Below are 15,845 nucleotides of genomic sequence, written 5' to 3'. Positions count from 1 at the left end.
AGTATTCAATATTACCATTCGTTAATTCTGTTAGAATCTAGTTTTATAAATATAAAAATTAGAATTGTGAAGGCCCAAAGCCCAGAACCACCATAACTAAACATGGGTAACGGAATACCAATAGTTGGTATTAACCCCATAACCATGCCTATATTTATAAAAAAATGAATAAAAATAATAGATGCCACACCATAACCGTAAATGCGACTAAATTGTGATTTTTGTAGTTCGGCTAGGTGTAAAATTCTAAGTAGAAGTAACACAAAAACAATAACTACAAATGATGTGCCTAAAAAGCCCCATTCTTCACCAACAGTACTAAAAATATAATCGGTGTGTTGTTCTGGTACAAATTTCCCTGTAGTTCTGGTGCCTTCAAGGAAGCCTTTACCTTTAAATCCGCCAGAGCGGATGGCTTTTTCAGATTCGTTTAAGTTGTAAGCAAATGTTTTTTTCATAGCTTTTAACTTAGCAGGATCTTTTTCTAACCTAAGCCATAAGCTAATTCTGTCTTGCTGATGTGGTTTTAATACACTTTTGTAGAAAAAATTAACACCAAAACTTAAGCCAGAAGCCAAAAGTAGTATAAATAGTGCTTGTATTAGGTTTAATTTTTTTTTGTTGAAAAAGTAATAGGTGAAAATTAAGATTGAAGCTATTATTATAGTTACAATAGCGCCAAATTTTAAAGCTAAAATAGCAAGGATAATAACCGAAATACCTATGGCTAAATAAAATTTTGGTAAGCCTTCACGATATAAAACAAAAAAGAAAGCACCGTAAACTATGGTACTACCAGTATCATTTTGCAGTAATACTAAAACGGCTGGTGTAATTATAATGGCAAACGTTCTTAGTTGGTCTTTAAATTTCTTAATATCAGTATTTAAATCGCTAATATATTTTGCAACAGCTAATGCAGTGGCTGTTTTTGCAAATTCACTAGGTTGAATAGTGAAACTTCCAATAGCGTACCATGATGTAGCACCGTTTACATTTTTTCCAAAGATGAATAAACCAACTAATGATATCATTGAAAATATGTAAATAACACTAGAAAATCGTTCGTAAAATTTAGCATCAAAAGCTAGTAATAGTACAATTAACACAAGAGTTAAAAATATAAAGGCAAGCTGTTTACCAAAGGGTTGCGAAAAATCGAAGTAGTTTATTGTGTCTCCAGTATGAGAAGCCGATAAAATATTTAACCAACCAAAACCAACGAGTAATAAAAATAGAATAATGGTTATCCAATCAAATTTAAAATGTCTATTTGTGTCTCTTAGCATTATGGTGTTTTGCTTTCTATGTGGTTTAAATGTTGTTTTAAGCGCTTATACTCATTATCATCAACAAATTGAAATGATGTTTGGCCATTAATTTTAAACGGCTCGCCAGAGTAAGGTTTTGCGTATTCGTTTTCTAAAGTATGTTTTAAAAGCCATTCTTCTAAATCTTTTCTTGTGGTATAGCCTTTAATGTGTTTTTCAATCATTAAACTAGCTACTTTACCAGCAAACCTGCTTCCCCAATAACCGTTTTCAACAAATACAGCTATGGCAATTTTAGGGTTTTCTTTAGGGGCAAAGGCCACAAAAATAGAGTGGTCTGTTAACTGTGTTTTTGTACTATCAATTATTGCAAAATTCTCTACAGTACCCGTTTTTCCACAAATATCAATATCTTTTATTTGCAGAGACTTTGCGGTACCATTTTTGTAAACTTGATACATACCTTCAATAACGGGCTCAAAATGTTGTTTGTCTATGGTAGTATATTTACGTTCTGTAAAGCGGTTTGGCACATCTTCACCCTTAATAGCTTTTATTATATGCGGTGTGTAATAATAACCACGGTTTGCAATAGCAGCAGCCATATTTGCTAATTGTATAGGTGTTGTAGCAACTTCACCTTGGCCAATGGCATTTGAAATAGTGTATGTTGAATAAAATGTTTTTGGATATATGTATTTGTAATAATCTCTGTCTGGAATGCGCCCTTTTTGTCCAACGTACAAATCGTTATTTAAAAAATTACCTAAACCAAAGCTTTTGGCATGACTGCTCCATCTGTCAATACCTTCAGAAGCGTTATTGTTTTTATCTAAAATCTTCCTGTAAGTAGTTGCAAAATAGGCGTTGCAAGATTCTTGTATACCCGATATTAAATTATTTCTTCTGCCAATATAACAGTGACATTTCATAAACCTATTACCATAACGGTAACCGGCATAACAAGTTACTTTATCGTGTGGTGTTATAACGCCTTCTTGCAAGCCTATTAAAGCATTCATGAGTTTAAATGGCGAACCAGGTTCATATACGCCTTGTAAACTTCTGTTAAAAAGTGGTTTTGCAATAGAATCGTTATATAGTTTTGTGAAATTTTTGGAGCGTTTTCTACCAACTAACATGTTGGGGTTGTATGTTGGAGCTGCTACCATGGCTAGAATTTCACCCGAAGAAGGTTCAATAGCAATAACACCACCGCGTTTATTTTGCATAAGAAGTTCTCCGTACTCTTGCAGTTTAGCATCAATGGTAATATGTATGTCTTTACCTTGTTTAGGTAGTGTGTCAAATTTACCATCTTTGTACGGGCCTATGTTACGGTTAAAGCGGTCTTTTTGAATAAACTTAATGCCTTTTACGCCTCTTAAAATATCTTCGTATGATGCTTCAACACCTTGTTTGCCAATAAGGTCGCCCATTTTGTAGTAGGGTTGTTGCTCTATAATACGTTGGTTAACTTCGCCAATATCACCTAAAACATTAGCGCCAATAGAGCGTTGGTAGTGGCGTAAAAAACGTTTTTGAATATAAAAACCTTCAAACTTGCGCATTTTTTCTTGTAAAACGGCATAGTCTTCTTTTGATAAATGCGATAAAAATACTGATGGCAGCCTGGGCGAGTAGTTTCTTGCTTTAGCAAATGTTTTTAAAAAGCGTTCTTTATCAATTTTTAACAGTTTACAAAACTCAGTAGTATCTAAAGGTTTTACTTCTCTAGGAATAACCATAACATCGTATGATGGTTGGTTAGATACTAAAAGCTCTCCGTTTCTGTCATACACAAAGCCACGTTTGGGATAGTCGTACACTTTTCTAATAGCATTATCACTATACAAATCTTGACCATTAAAGGAATAAATTTGTAAGTAAAATAACCTTGAAATAAATACTAACCCAACAAGAATTATAGATCCAAAGAGTAAAAATTGCCTCATTTAGTTTTTCTACTAAAAATGATAGATAAAATTATGCTTAAAATTACTGTAAATATACCACAGAATAACGTTTTTTGAAGTATTAAAATTGTTTTTGAAATGCTAAAAAATTCTAAAGAAAACAAAATGAAGTGGTGTGCAAATGTTAAAATTATTACATAACTAATTTTAGGGCCAAAATCTATTGTTGAAAAACGTATGGTTTGGTGTTCATATAAAGTACCAAAAGACCACCTTAAAAGCAGTGGCCTTACATAGGCTATAAAAACACTGGCCGCGGCATGCATACCACCTGAGTCTAAAAACATATCAATAGTTAAACCAATTAAAAAACTCACAAAAATAAGAGTTAACCTATTGTCTTTAACCGGAAAAAACGCAATAAATAAAATATAAACGTAAGGGTTTATGTAGCCGTAAAAATTAATATTATTAAAAATAATTATTTGGGCTAGCACTAGCATAACAAACCTGCTTATATTTAGTATTAAAGCGCTATTCATCTAACAGGTTGTTTATTTCTTGTTTGTATGCGTTTTCAATAATATAAACATGTTCAAGGTTAGTCATGTCATTAAATAAGGTAATGTTAATTTCATAAAAGTTTTCGGCAACATCTTTTTCAAAATCTTTCACAATACCAATACCAATATTTTTTGGAAATATTGATGAACGCCCTGATGTAATTATAGTATCGCCAATGTTTACTCTTGCGTTCACAGGAATATCAATTAATTGAACGGTTGTTGGGTTTTGCTCGTTCCAGGTTAATGTACCAAAGTGGTTAGACTTTTTTAACTGAGCACTTATTTTGTTAGTGGTGTTTAAAATTGAAATTACGGTTGCAAAGTTATTACTTGTTTTATCAATAATTCCAATAATACCTTTTGAGCTTATAACGCCGTAATCTGTTTTTATACTATCGTTTGCGCCTTTATTAATAAGTAAAATATTGTCTTTGGTTGTGTAGCTGTTTTTTATAATACTTGCAGAATAAAACTTGTACGCTGTGCCAAATTTGGTAGAATCAATAAAGGTAGAATCTACATTTAAATTGCTATTAAAAAGTAAATTTCTAAGGAGGTTGTTCTCTTCGGTTAATAATTCGTTTTGCGTTTTTAAGTGTAAATATTCGCTAATATTGTTAACCGAATTATACACGCCGCCACTAACAAAATTAGCAGAATTTACAAACTTGCTTTTATGGTAAGAGTGTGATTGAATGGTAAATACCAACGACACTAAAAATAGCAACAAGAACAACAGAAAGTTTTTGTTCCGTATTATAAAATTTATAATTTGTTGCATGTGTTAACCTCCTATTTTATCAATACACTTTTGTATTTAGGTAAGTTTTTAAGTGTAATACCAGTACCTCTAACAACAGCACGTAATGGGTCTTCGGCAATATAAACAGGTAAATCTGTTTTTTGCGATAAACGTTTGTCTAAACCACGTAGCATAGAGCCACCACCCGCTAAATAAATACCAGTATTGTAAATATCGGCAGCCAACTCTGGTGGAGTTTGCCCAAGTGTTTCCATAACGGCATCTTCAATTCTTAAAATAGATTTATCTAAAGCTTTAGCAATTTCTCTAAATGAAATTGAAACCTGTTTAGGTTTACCTGTTAATAAATCGCGCCCTTGTACGCTCATATCTTCAGGAGGTAACTCTAAATCTTCGGTAGCAGCACCAATTTGAATTTTTATTTTTTCAGCAGTACGCTCACCAACATATAAATTGTGCTGTGTACGCATGTAGTAAACAATATCATTGGTGAAAACATCTCCTGCAATTTTAACCGATTTATCGCACACAATACCACCCAAAGCAATAACCGCAATTTCGGTAGTACCACCACCTATATCAACCACCATATTTCCTTTGGGTTGCATAATATCAACACCAATACCAATAGCGGCAGCCATAGGCTCATGTATTAAGTAAACCTCTTTACCATTAACACGTTCAGCACTTTCTTTAACCGCACGCATTTCCACTTCAGTAATACCAGAAGGAATACAAATAACCATTCTAAGTGCTGGTGTAAAAAACTTCTTTTTTAAAGCCGGTATGTTTTTTATAAACATACTAATCATTTGTTCCGAAGCATCAAAATCTGCAATTACACCATCTTTCAACGGGCGAATCGTTTTAATGTTCTCATGGGTTTTACCTTGCATTAAATTAGCCTCTTGGCCAACTGCAATTATTTTGTTATTTACTCTATCTCTGGCAACAATAGATGGTGCATCAACAACAACCTTGTCGTTATGTATAATAAGCGTATTTGCAGTACCTAAGTCTATAGCAATTTCTTCGGTTAAGAAATCAAAAAATCCCATGTATTTCCTGTGGTTTTATTGCGTTAGTATATGAAATCTTGTAAATGTACTAAAAGTTGATAAAAGATTGCATGTGTTAAGTGCCTAAAAATTATAATATTTTTAGGCACATTAAAGTTATACGTTTTTTATCTCATTTCAGACTTTTTGTATTTAAAATTTGGGCGTTACCTAAAGGTCGGGCTTTTCACTATATCTTTTTAAAATATTATTTTAACTAAGTGTGTTTTTACTACGCATTGGCAACGTTTTGCAAGTAAAACAGCTTATTTTAATGGTTTTAAAAAGGATGCCGTTGCAATCCCTAACGCCTTTGTTTGTTGTGGTTAGTGCTTAGTGTTTAAAATGGCGTGTACCCGTCATAACCATAGCCACATCATTATCATTACAATAATCAATGCTTAGTTGATCTTTAATAGAACCACCTGGTTGAATAACCGATGCTATACCAGCATTTTTAGCAATTTCTACACAATCTGGAAACGGAAAAAACGCATCACTAGCCATAGCAGCACCATTTAAATCAAACTCAAAAGAATTAGCTTTATGTATAGCTTGCTGCAACGCATCAACACGGCTTGTTTGCCCTGTTCCGCTAGCGCATAGTTGTTTTCCTTTTACCAGCACAATGGTGTTAGATTTTGTGTGCTTACAAATTTTTGATGCAAATAATAAATCTTCAACCTGCTCTGGTGTTGGTGCTAAATTTGTAACAGTTTTTAAATCTTCGGCTTTGTCTGTAACGTTATTTCTGTCTTGTAATAAAACACCATTTAAACAACTTCTTACGTTCATTTTAGGCATTTCAACATCATGAATTTCAAGTAAAATTCTGTTTTTCTTTCCTTTTAATAACTCTAAAGCTTCAGCATTAAAAGAAGGCGCAATAACTACCTCACAGAATAATTTGTGAATTTCTTCGGCGGTAGCCAAATCAATTTCAGTATTACTAATTAAAACGCCTCCAAAAGCAGAAACTGGGTCGCCAGCCAAAGCATCAACGTAAGCTTTATGAAGTGAGTCTCTTTGTGCTAAACCGCAAGCATTATTATGTTTTAAAATGGCAAATGTTGGTGCGTCATTTTTAAATTCTAACATTAAATTAACGGCTGCATCAACATCTAAAAGGTTATTGTAGCTTAACTCTTTGCCATGTAATTTTGTGAATAACTCATCAAAGTTTCCAAAGAAAAAACCTTTTTGGTGTGGGTTTTCGCCGTAGCGTAATACTTTGCCTTTTGTTTCACTTACTTTTAAAGCAGCTATTTCATGGTCTTGATTAAAATAGTTGAAAATAGCAGAATCATAGTGCGAAGACACGTTAAAAGCTTTGGCTGCAAAACGCTTTCTATCAGCTTCGGTTAGTGTGCCGTTTTTATCTGTAATTAATTCTAGAAATTCAGCATAATCATCAACAGATGATACGCAAATTACATCGGCATAATTTTTAGCAGCGGCTCTAATTAAAGAAATACCACCTATATCAATTTTTTCAATAATATCTTGGTTGCTAGCACCTGATGCTACTGTTTTTTCAAAAGGGTATAAATCTACAATTACAACATCAATTTGTGGGATTTCGTATTCAGCTAATTCAGCAACATCTGAGTCGTTATTTTGTCTGTTTAAAATACCACCAAAAACCTTTGGGTGTAGTGTTTTTACACGTCCGCCAAGTATTGATGGGTAAGATGTTACATCTTCAACAGGAACAACATTTATTCCTAAGTCATTAATAAATTTTTCGGTACCACCTGTAGAATAAATGGTTACACCTTGCTCATTTAATTTTTTTACAATGGGCTCTAAGCCATCTTTACTAAATACAGAAATTAAGGCAGACTTGATTGTTTTTTCGTTGCTCATTAGTGTTGTGTTGTTTAAAAATTGAGAGTTTTTAGTTAGTTTTTGTAATAAATTGCAAAAGTACTCAAAATCATTAAATAACAAACTAATGGCTTGTGTAAAATAGACCTATTTTTTTAACTAAACAGGTAAGTTGTTAACAGTTGTGATGTGTTAAATTTTAAGTTGTGTTTGGGGTTTATGCAAGTATTGTGGCTACTTGTTGGCAAACGTATTCTAAAAAACGTTCGTCTGCTTGGGTAAATGGGTCTGGTGTATTAGAGTCTATGTCTATTTGCCCAATATTTTCACCATTCACAAAAATAGGCACTACAATTTCTGCTTTTACGGTTATACTACAGGCAATGTAATTATCTTGAGCCATTACATCGGGTACTACAAAATTTTCATTGCTAACAGCTACTTGCCCGCAAATACCTTTACCAAACGGAATTACGGTATGGTCCGTTGGTGCGCCAACGTAAGGGCCTAAATGTAGTTCTTTTTTATCAGTTTTTGCAAAATAAAAACCAACCCAATTGTAATATGTTATGTGTTTTTCAAGTAATTGGCAAATGTTTAATAAACGTTGGTTTGTTGTTTTTTCAGTGTTAGAAATTATTGCGTCTATCTGTGGTTTTAATGTTTCAAAAATCATAAATAAAAAAGTTTTGGCAAAAGTATTTAAAAAGGTGTAATTTCGGTATTTAGTATTCCTAATTTTTTGTGAAAACACTTTTGGTAAAATACAAGTCGGTTTTAACATTCATCCTTACATTTTTGGTTGTTTATGTTGGGCTTTCATTTTTATACAACTGGTATTTAAGTGTTTCAGAAAGTTTAAATTATTACCCAGATTATATAACACATTTAGTGGCAATGCAAACAGAACAATTACTAGCTAGTTTGGGGTATAATGTACAAATGTTACCACACCCTAATGAACCATCAATTAAAGTAATTTTAAATGGAAATTATTTAGCTAGAGTAATAGAAGGCTGTAATGCCATTAGTGTTATTATTTTATTTGTAAGTTTTATTATTGCGTTTTCTAGCAAGTTAAAAACAACATTGGTGTTTTTGTTTGCAGGAAGTGTTTTAATTTATGTGGTTAATTTATTAAGAATTGTATTATTAAGCATGGGTTTGTATCATTATCCGCAATATGAGCATGTATTACACACCGTAGTATTTCCGGCCATTATTTATGGTATGGTGTTTTTGCTTTGGGTGTTTTGGGTAAACCGTTTTTCAAAACAAAACACACATGCATAAAACCGTAAAATACTTAGTGTTATTTGTGCTTTTTACTTTACTTGTTTTGGTAAGAGCTTTTGAAGAGCAGTTGTTTTACGACCCATATTTGCTGTTTTTTCAAAACGATTATTTATACATTGATAGCCCAAGGCGCGAAATTGCAAAACTTTTAGCATTTACAACATTGCGCTACACTATTAATACCACATTATCAATAGCTATTTTATATGTAGTTTTTAAAGATAAAAGTGTGGTGAAATTCTCCAGCCTGTTGTATGCAGTTGCTTTTGTGGGGCTCATGTTGTTGTACAGTTATTTTGTAATTAACCCAAAACAAGAGGATTATTACATGTTTTTTAATGTGCGCCGTTTTTTAATTCAGCCTATATTTTTAATATTACTACTAGCAGCATTTTACTATAATAAGTTGAAAAAGCGCACTTAAAAAATGTTAATCATTTAATAAAACAACCTGGGTGTGCGCATACTTTTGTATTTTTGTTTTAAGTTATGATAAAACAGTTATTATATAAAAGTTTTTGTGCAGTTTTAGCATTGTTAGTGTTGGTTTCTACAGTGTCTTTTACTGTTGAAAAACATTATTGTGGCGATGTTTTAATTGATGTGTCTTTATTTGCCGATGCCAACAAATGTGCAGGTATGGAAATGCAAGGGCAAACTTCAATAGAAATAACAAAAAAATCATGTTGTAAAGATGAAGTTCATGTTGTTGAAGGGCAAGATCATCTTTTTAAATCTTTCTCTGATTTAGATTTTCAACAGCAATTATTCATAGCATCATTTGTTTATACATTTTATAATTTTAGTGAAAGTTTGCCAAAACAAACAGTGCCTCACAAAGATTATTCTCCACCAAAATTAATATCCAATATTTTAGTTTTAGATCAAGTTTTTTTGATTTGATTTAATAGTGTTTTTTCAATTTCAGCAAACGCTGTAAATAACCAAAAACATTATTTTAAATTAAATAAAAAAATGAAACAACTATTATACGTGTTGTTTCTAATACCATTAATATTTAGCGCACAAGAGCAAATTAATGGTGTAATTTTAGAAGCAAACACCCAAAATAAAAATATAAAATTAGCAGGTACTAATGTATATTGGCTAGGTACAGATTTTGGTACTGTTACTAATATTGATGGTGAATTCTCCCTTCAATATAAAAAAGAATACAGTAAACTAATTATAAGTTATGTAGGTTACAAAACAGATACCTTAACTATAAATGCACCCAAAACAATTAAACATTATTTGCAGCCAACAGATAATTTAAAGGCTGTAACTGTAACCTCAAGAAAACAAGCAACAGCTAAATCATACATGCAAGCAACCAATACTTTTACGGTAAGTAGTGACGAGTTGCTAAAAGCGGCTTGCTGTAATTTATCTGAAAGTTTTGAAACCAACCCATCAATTGATGTAAACTTTGCCGATGCCGTTACAGGTACCCGCCAAATAAAAATGTTAGGGTTAACAAGTCCGTATATATTAATAACTACTGAAAATATTCCGTCTATTCGTGGGGCTTCGCAAGCGTTTGGATTAAGCTTTGTTCCGGGTACTTGGGTAGAAAGTATTCAAGTAACCAAAGGAGCAGGTAGCGTGGTTAATGGGTTTGAAAGTATTGCGGGCCAAATAAATACAGAACTTGTAAAACCATCTACAGACAACAAGTTGTTTGTTAATTTATACGGTGCAAGTAGTGAACGTATGGAGCTTAATACGCATATAAACACAAAGGTTTCTAATAAATGGCATACAGGTTTGTATCTACATGGTAACAGCCACCAAGCTAAACACGATGTAAATGACGATGGTTTTTTAGATATGCCAATTTACAACCAAATAAATATTATGAACCGTTGGCAATATACCAATGCCGAAAAAGGTTTTGTGAGTTTTATAAATTTGAAGTTTTTAAATGACGAAAAACAAGCTGGTGAACTAGATTTTAACCCTAATAACGATAAATTAACAACAAACCATTGGGGAAGCGAAATAGACACCAAGCGCTACGAAGTTTCAGCAAAATTAGGCTACGTAAACCCAGAAATTCCATGGCAAAGTATTGGTGTGCAAACCGCTTTTAGTAGCCATGAGCAACAATCGTATTTTGGATTTAATAGCTATAATATAACTCATAATAGTTTGTATGCTAATGCTATTTATAATTCTATAATTTCAGACTCTAGGCATAAAATAAAAACAGGCGTTAGCTATACGTATGATAATTATGACGAGCTTGTTAATACTTCAAATTATGAGCGTAAAGAACAATCTGTAGGAGCATTTTTTGAGTACAATTATGATAATTTAGAATTATTTAATGTTACTGCTGGCTTGCGTATAGATCATCATAATTTACTAGGTACTTTTGTTACACCAAGGCTACATGCTAGATATTCACCTTGGAGCAAATCGGCCTTTAGGGCATCGGTTGGTCGTGGTAAACGTAGTGCTAATATTTTTGCTGAAAATCAAAATATATTTTCAACATCAAGAAATATTAATATTTTAAATACCAATGGCGAAATTTATGGATTAGACCCTGAAATTGCTTGGAATTACGGCATATCGTATTTACAAGGTTTTAATCTCTTTGGAAGAAAAGCCGATGTTACTTTTGATTATTATAAAACCGATTTTAAAAATCAAATTGTTGTAGATTTTGAAAACCCGCAAGAAGTGAATTTTTATAATCTTGAAGGCAATAGTTACGCTAATAGCTTTCAAATAGAAGTAAATTATAACTTTTTTGAAGGTGCTGATTTTAGAACCGCCTACAAATATTATGATGTTAAAACAGATTATAAATCTGGAACATTAGAAAAACCATTAACACCTAAACACAGGTTTTTTGCAAATTTAGGCTATGTAACTAATAGAGAAAAAGGCGCGCGTAGCCGCTGGAAGTTTGATGCTACATTTAATTGGTTAAGTAGCCAAAGGTTTGCATCAACATTAAGTAATCCATCTCAATACCAATTGCCAGAAAACACACCAACATTAGCAACCTTAAATGCGCAAATAACAAAAGTGTTTTCTCCTAAATTTGAAGTATATTTAGGTGGCGAAAACATTACAAATGTAAGGCAATCAAATCCTGTTTTAGGGGCTAATGACCCTTTTGGTGCAAATTTTGATACCACATTTGTATACGGTCCAATTTTTGGAAGCATGTATTATACGGGGTTACGTTTTAAAATTGAATAGTAGCTATCGTCCTAATAAATGAGTGAATTAATAAAAGAAATAAATAATTTAAATAGGTTTTCGCTTCCGCGGAAATAAAAAAAAGAAAATATCATGAAAAAAATACTAACATTAGCATTAATGCTAACCGCAACAATAACATTTTCACAAAACAAAAATGCAAGAGCCAGTTTAGAGGTTGATGGCGTTTGCATGATGTGTAAATCACGCATTGAAAAAGCAAGCTTAAACACAAAAGGTGTAAAATCTGCATTATGGAATGTAAAAACACACGAGCTTAAATTAATTTTTGATGAACGTAAAACCAATGTAGAAACCATTGAAGCCAACATATTAGCTGTAGGGCACGATGTGAAAGATAAAAAAGCAACTGATGAAGCATACAATTCAGTACATCCGTGTTGTAAATATCGTGATGCAGAGGTGAAAGACGCACATTAATAATAAAAAAAGATAACAAATTTTATGGATAGTATTTCGGTATTTTGGTTTAGAAGAGATTTAAGATTACACGATAATACGGCATTAAACAAAGCACTTTCTGGTAAGCAGAAGGTGCTTTGTCTTTTCATTTTTGATGAACATATTTTAAATGAATTGCCTGAAAATGATGCCAGAGTTAGTTTTATTCATAATCAATTGAAGCATGTAAATGAAGCGCTTAAAAAATATAAATCTTCACTTTTAGTTTTAAAAGGAAAACCACTTGAAATATGGAAAGAATTAACTAAGAAATATAAAGTAGACGCTGTTTTTGCAAATAAAGATTATGAGCCATACGCACGCAATAGAGATGCTGAAGTGGCTAAATTTTTAAATGAAAACCACATTGCTTTTAATACATATAAAGACCAAGTAATACATGAAGAAAATGATGTGTTAAAAAACGATGGCAAGCCATACACGGTTTATACACCTTACAAAAATAAATGGTTATCAGTTTATAAGGCTCAAAAACCAGAAGCATTATCAAATACAGCTAATTTTTTAAATAAAACACATGATTTTCCTGAGTTAAGTACCATTGGTTTTAAAGTTTCTGCCATAAAAGTAAAAGCATACAATCTTGATAATTTAAATGTTTATAAAGAAAAACGTGATTTTCCTGATGCCGATATTACCAGTTATTTAAGTCCGCATTTACGTTTTGGTACGGTAAGCGTAAGAGAAATAACTAGTAAGTTGAGTGAAGAAAATAGCGTGTTTTTAAGTGAATTAATTTGGCGTGAATTTTTCATGCAAATATTATATCACTTTCCTAAGGTGGTTACTGAAAATTTCAAATCGAAATACGATGGTGTTCAATGGCGTAATGATAAAACAGATTTTAAAAAATGGTGTGAAGGAAAAACAGGTTACCCAATGGTTGATGCTGGTATGCGCCAATTAAATGAAACGGGCTATATGCATAACCGCGTAAGAATGATAACCGCAGGTTTTTTATGCAAGCATTTGTTAATAGATTGGAAATGGGGCGAAGCCTATTTTGCTAAAAAACTGTTAGATTATGAGTTGGCAGCCAATAATGGTAACTGGCAATGGGCCGCAGGTACTGGTTGTGATGCAGCACCTTATTTCAGAATTTTTAATCCTATTGAGCAATTAAAAAAGTTCGATAAAGATTTGAAATATGTAAAGCAGTGGATTTCTGAGTTCGGCACATCAAAATACCCAGAACCAATGGTTGAACATAAGTTTGCAAGACAACGTGCTTTAGATGTTTATAAAGCAGGTTTAGAGTAAGTTAAATAGTTTATTATTTAATAAAAAACGCTTTTCTAAATTAGAAAAGCGTTTTTAAAAATATTAATGTTTCTCACAGTATATGAGTGAGATATTATCTATAGCAATTTGCTATTACATCATACCTGGCATACCACCGCCACCCATTGGAGGCATTGCAGGAGCATCTTCTTTAATGTCAATTAAAGCACACTCGGTAGTTAAAATCATACCAGCAACAGAGGCAGCATTTTCTAAAGCAATACGTGTTACTTTTTTAGGGTCAATAATACCAGCTTTAAGCATATCTACATATTCTTCAGATTTTGCATCGTAACCAAAATCTTTTTTACCTTCAAGTACTTTGTTTATTACCACAGAGCCTTCGCCACCAGCATTTTCAACAATTGTACGTAAAGGTGCTTCAATAGCTTTATTAACAATTTGTACACCAGTAGTTTCATCTAAATTAACAGTTTCAAGTTTTGCTAATACTGCTTTAGCTCTTACTAGTGCAACACCACCACCGGCAACAATACCTTCTTCAACAGCAGCACGAGTTGCATGTAAAGCATCATCAACACGGTCTTTTTTCTCTTTCATTTCAACTTCAGAAGCAGCACCCACATAAAGTACAGCAACACCACCAGCTAATTTAGCTAAACGTTCTTGAAGTTTTTCTTTATCATAATCTGAAGTAGTGGTTTCAATTTGTGCTTTAATTTGATTTACACGTGCTTTAATAGCTTCGGCATCACCATTACCATTTACAATTGTAGTATTGTCTTTATCAACAGTTACTGTTTCAGCAGTTCCTAACATTGATAAATCAGCGTTTTCTAAAGTAAATCCTCTTTCTTCAGAAATTACAGTTCCGCCAGTTAAAATAGCTATATCTTCAAGCATAGCTTTACGTCTGTCTCCAAATCCAGGTGCTTTTACAGCAGCAATTTTTAAACCGCCACGTAATTTATTAACAACTAAAGTAGCTAAAGCTTGCCCATCAACATCTTCTGCAATGATTAATAATGGACGACCAGATTGTGCAACTGGCTCTAAAATTGGAAGGATTTCTTGTAAGTTAGAAATCTTTTTATCAAATAATAAAATGTACGGATTTTCTAAATCTGCAATCATTTTATCAGAATCTGTTACAAAATAAGGTGATAAATATCCTCTGTCAAACTGCATACCTTCAACAACATCAACGTATGTATCCATTCCTTTGGCTTCTTCAACAGTAATAACACCTTCTTTTCCTACTTTGGTAAAAGCTTGAGAAATTAATTCGCCAATAGTGTCATCATTATTTGCAGAAATTGCGGCAACTTGTTTTATTTTTTCTGAAGAATTACCAACTTCTTGTGCTTGTGCTTCAAGGTCTTTGGTAATAGCTTCAACCGCTTTGTCTATGCCGCGTTTTAAATCCATTGGGTTTGCCCCAGAAGCTACGTTTTTTAAGCCTTCTTTAACAATGGCTTGAGCTAAAACGGTAGCAGTAGTTGTACCATCACCAGCTAAATCGTTGGTTTTGCTTGCTACTTCTTTTACCATTTGTGCACCCATGTTTTCATGAGCATCTTCTAACTCAACTTCTTTTGCTACTGATACACCATCTTTAGTAATGTGAGGTGCGCCAAAGCTTTTAGAAATTATTACGTTACGCCCTTTTGGACCTAAAGTTACTTTTACTGCATTTGCTAATGCATCAACACCACGTTTTAATCCGTCGCGTGCGTCTATATCAAATTTTATGTCTTTTGCCATTTTTTTAATTTTTAGCTTTTTGCCTTTAGCTGTTCGCTATTGGCTTTTAAGTTTATTGATTAATTTTTAGGAGCTAGAAGCCAAGGGCCAATAGCCAAAGTTTTTATACAATTGCAAGTATATCGGTTTCTCGCATAATAAGGTAATCTGTACCTTCTAATTTTAATTCTGTTCCGGCGTATTTACCATATAAAACGGTATCACCAACCTTAACAGTAATAGGTTCGTCTTTGGTGCCAGGTCCGGCAGCAACAACAGTTCCTTTTTGTGGTTTTTCTTTTGCATTATCTGGAATGATAATACCCGATGCTGTTTTGGTTTCAGCTGCAGCAGGTTCAATAACAACTCTGTCTGCTAAAGGTTTAATGTTTAAGCCCATTTTGTATATAGTTTTTATAAAATTAATATTGTTTAACGCCTTAGTGTTAAGCTAAAAATGTGCC

Annotated in this window: 15 protein-coding genes; 6 read left to right on the top strand and 9 right to left on the bottom strand. The window is 32.8% G+C overall.

Features of this window, described 5'->3' with window-relative positions; genetic code table 11:
• Window positions 1-11: 11 nt before the first annotated feature.
• The 7 genes from rodA to ACXAG4_RS02530 form a co-directional block, all read right to left on the bottom strand.
• Window positions 12-1,289 carry a rod shape-determining protein RodA gene (gene rodA, locus ACXAG4_RS02560; RefSeq protein WP_475294507.1) on the bottom strand — a complete coding sequence of 426 codons (1,278 nt, stop codon included), beginning with the start codon at window positions 1,287-1,289 and terminating at the stop codon, window positions 12-14.
• Complete coding sequence (gene mrdA, locus ACXAG4_RS02555) at window positions 1,289-3,226, bottom strand: penicillin-binding protein 2 (protein WP_475294506.1); 1,938 nt, start codon at window positions 3,224-3,226, stop codon at window positions 1,289-1,291. The genes rodA and mrdA overlap by 1 nt, the downstream gene beginning before the upstream one ends.
• On the bottom strand, window positions 3,223-3,729 hold the full coding sequence (locus ACXAG4_RS02550; protein WP_475294505.1) for a rod shape-determining protein MreD: 507 nt from the start codon (window positions 3,727-3,729) through the stop codon (window positions 3,223-3,225). The genes mrdA and ACXAG4_RS02550 overlap by 4 nt, the downstream gene beginning before the upstream one ends.
• Window positions 3,722-4,534: a rod shape-determining protein MreC gene (gene mreC / locus ACXAG4_RS02545; protein ID WP_475294504.1), complete on the bottom strand. Its 813-nt coding sequence runs from the start codon at window positions 4,532-4,534 to the stop codon at window positions 3,722-3,724. The genes ACXAG4_RS02550 and mreC overlap by 8 nt, the downstream gene beginning before the upstream one ends.
• 11 nt (window positions 4,535-4,545) lie before the next feature.
• Complete coding sequence (locus ACXAG4_RS02540) at window positions 4,546-5,574, bottom strand: rod shape-determining protein (RefSeq protein WP_475294503.1); 1,029 nt, start codon at window positions 5,572-5,574, stop codon at window positions 4,546-4,548.
• Window positions 5,575-5,907: 333 nt separating this feature from the next.
• Window positions 5,908-7,440, bottom strand: a complete 1,533-nt coding sequence (gene purH, locus ACXAG4_RS02535; RefSeq protein ID WP_475294502.1) for a bifunctional phosphoribosylaminoimidazolecarboxamide formyltransferase/IMP cyclohydrolase — start codon at window positions 7,438-7,440, stop codon at window positions 5,908-5,910.
• Window positions 7,441-7,618: 178 nt separating this feature from the next.
• Entirely contained in the window at window positions 7,619-8,077 is a 459-nt protein-coding gene (locus ACXAG4_RS02530) for a GAF domain-containing protein (protein ID WP_475294501.1), read from the bottom strand.
• Window positions 8,078-8,145: 68 nt separating this feature from the next.
• On the opposite strand from ACXAG4_RS02530, the gene xrtF reads away from it, so the two are divergent.
• From xrtF to ACXAG4_RS02500, 6 genes are all read left to right on the top strand, one after another.
• Window positions 8,146-8,694 (top strand): exosortase family protein XrtF, encoded by a 549-nt coding sequence (xrtF, locus tag ACXAG4_RS02525; protein WP_475294500.1) that lies wholly within the window; start codon window positions 8,146-8,148, stop codon window positions 8,692-8,694.
• On the top strand, window positions 8,687-9,121 hold the full coding sequence (locus tag ACXAG4_RS02520) for an exosortase F system-associated membrane protein (protein WP_475294499.1): 435 nt from the start codon (window positions 8,687-8,689) through the stop codon (window positions 9,119-9,121). Before xrtF ends, ACXAG4_RS02520 begins: the two co-directional genes overlap by 8 nt.
• 65 nt (window positions 9,122-9,186) lie before the next feature.
• On the top strand, window positions 9,187-9,600 hold the full coding sequence (locus ACXAG4_RS02515; protein WP_475294498.1) for an HYC_CC_PP family protein: 414 nt from the start codon (window positions 9,187-9,189) through the stop codon (window positions 9,598-9,600).
• Window positions 9,601-9,672: 72 nt separating this feature from the next.
• Window positions 9,673-11,913, top strand: coding sequence for a TonB-dependent receptor (locus ACXAG4_RS02510; RefSeq protein WP_475294497.1), 2,241 nt, complete (start codon window positions 9,673-9,675; stop codon window positions 11,911-11,913).
• A 93-nt stretch (window positions 11,914-12,006) separates the two neighbouring features.
• Window positions 12,007-12,354 (top strand): heavy-metal-associated domain-containing protein, encoded by a 348-nt coding sequence (locus tag ACXAG4_RS02505; protein ID WP_475294496.1) that lies wholly within the window; start codon window positions 12,007-12,009, stop codon window positions 12,352-12,354.
• Between the two features lie 24 nt (window positions 12,355-12,378).
• Window positions 12,379-13,656, top strand: coding sequence for a cryptochrome/photolyase family protein (locus ACXAG4_RS02500; RefSeq protein WP_475294495.1), 1,278 nt, complete (start codon window positions 12,379-12,381; stop codon window positions 13,654-13,656).
• A 114-nt stretch (window positions 13,657-13,770) separates the two neighbouring features.
• Here the strand turns inward: ACXAG4_RS02500 and groL are convergent, their stop codons facing one another.
• Together groL and ACXAG4_RS02490 are read right to left on the bottom strand one after the other, a co-directional pair.
• Window positions 13,771-15,402, bottom strand: coding sequence for a chaperonin GroEL (gene groL, locus ACXAG4_RS02495; RefSeq protein WP_475294494.1), 1,632 nt, complete (start codon window positions 15,400-15,402; stop codon window positions 13,771-13,773).
• A gap of 103 nt (window positions 15,403-15,505) precedes the next feature.
• Window positions 15,506-15,781, bottom strand: coding sequence for a co-chaperone GroES (locus tag ACXAG4_RS02490; protein WP_475294493.1), 276 nt, complete (start codon window positions 15,779-15,781; stop codon window positions 15,506-15,508).
• Window positions 15,782-15,845: the final 64 nt, after the last annotated feature.

Source organism: Seonamhaeicola sp. ABD4_175, from assembly GCF_056160885.1.
The sequence above is the reverse complement of the archived record's forward strand: the minus strand, read 5'-3'. Positions and strand labels throughout refer to the sequence as shown.

Excerpts from the sequence above, each read along its gene's own strand:
- ACXAG4_RS02500 (WP_475294495.1), top strand. The coding sequence starts at position 12,379 with ATGGATAGTATTTCGGTATTTTGGTTTAGAAGAGATTTAAGATTACAC.
- ACXAG4_RS02550 (WP_475294505.1), bottom strand. The coding sequence starts at position 3,729 with ATGAATAGCGCTTTAATACTAAATATAAGCAGGTTTGTTATGCTAGTG.
- mreC (WP_475294504.1), bottom strand. The coding sequence starts at position 4,534 with ATGCAACAAATTATAAATTTTATAATACGGAACAAAAACTTTCTGTTG.
- ACXAG4_RS02490 (WP_475294493.1), bottom strand. The coding sequence starts at position 15,781 with ATGGGCTTAAACATTAAACCTTTAGCAGACAGAGTTGTTATTGAACCT.
- ACXAG4_RS02510 (WP_475294497.1), top strand. The coding sequence starts at position 9,673 with ATGAAACAACTATTATACGTGTTGTTTCTAATACCATTAATATTTAGC.
- ACXAG4_RS02505 (WP_475294496.1), top strand. The coding sequence starts at position 12,007 with ATGAAAAAAATACTAACATTAGCATTAATGCTAACCGCAACAATAACA.
- mrdA (WP_475294506.1), bottom strand. The coding sequence starts at position 3,226 with ATGAGGCAATTTTTACTCTTTGGATCTATAATTCTTGTTGGGTTAGTA.
- ACXAG4_RS02540 (WP_475294503.1), bottom strand. The coding sequence starts at position 5,574 with ATGGGATTTTTTGATTTCTTAACCGAAGAAATTGCTATAGACTTAGGT.
- ACXAG4_RS02520 (WP_475294499.1), top strand. The coding sequence starts at position 8,687 with ATGCATAAAACCGTAAAATACTTAGTGTTATTTGTGCTTTTTACTTTA.
- purH (WP_475294502.1), bottom strand. The coding sequence starts at position 7,440 with ATGAGCAACGAAAAAACAATCAAGTCTGCCTTAATTTCTGTATTTAGT.
- ACXAG4_RS02530 (WP_475294501.1), bottom strand. The coding sequence starts at position 8,077 with ATGATTTTTGAAACATTAAAACCACAGATAGACGCAATAATTTCTAAC.
- ACXAG4_RS02515 (WP_475294498.1), top strand. The coding sequence starts at position 9,187 with ATGATAAAACAGTTATTATATAAAAGTTTTTGTGCAGTTTTAGCATTG.
- groL (WP_475294494.1), bottom strand. The coding sequence starts at position 15,402 with ATGGCAAAAGACATAAAATTTGATATAGACGCACGCGACGGATTAAAA.
- rodA (WP_475294507.1), bottom strand. The coding sequence starts at position 1,289 with ATGCTAAGAGACACAAATAGACATTTTAAATTTGATTGGATAACCATT.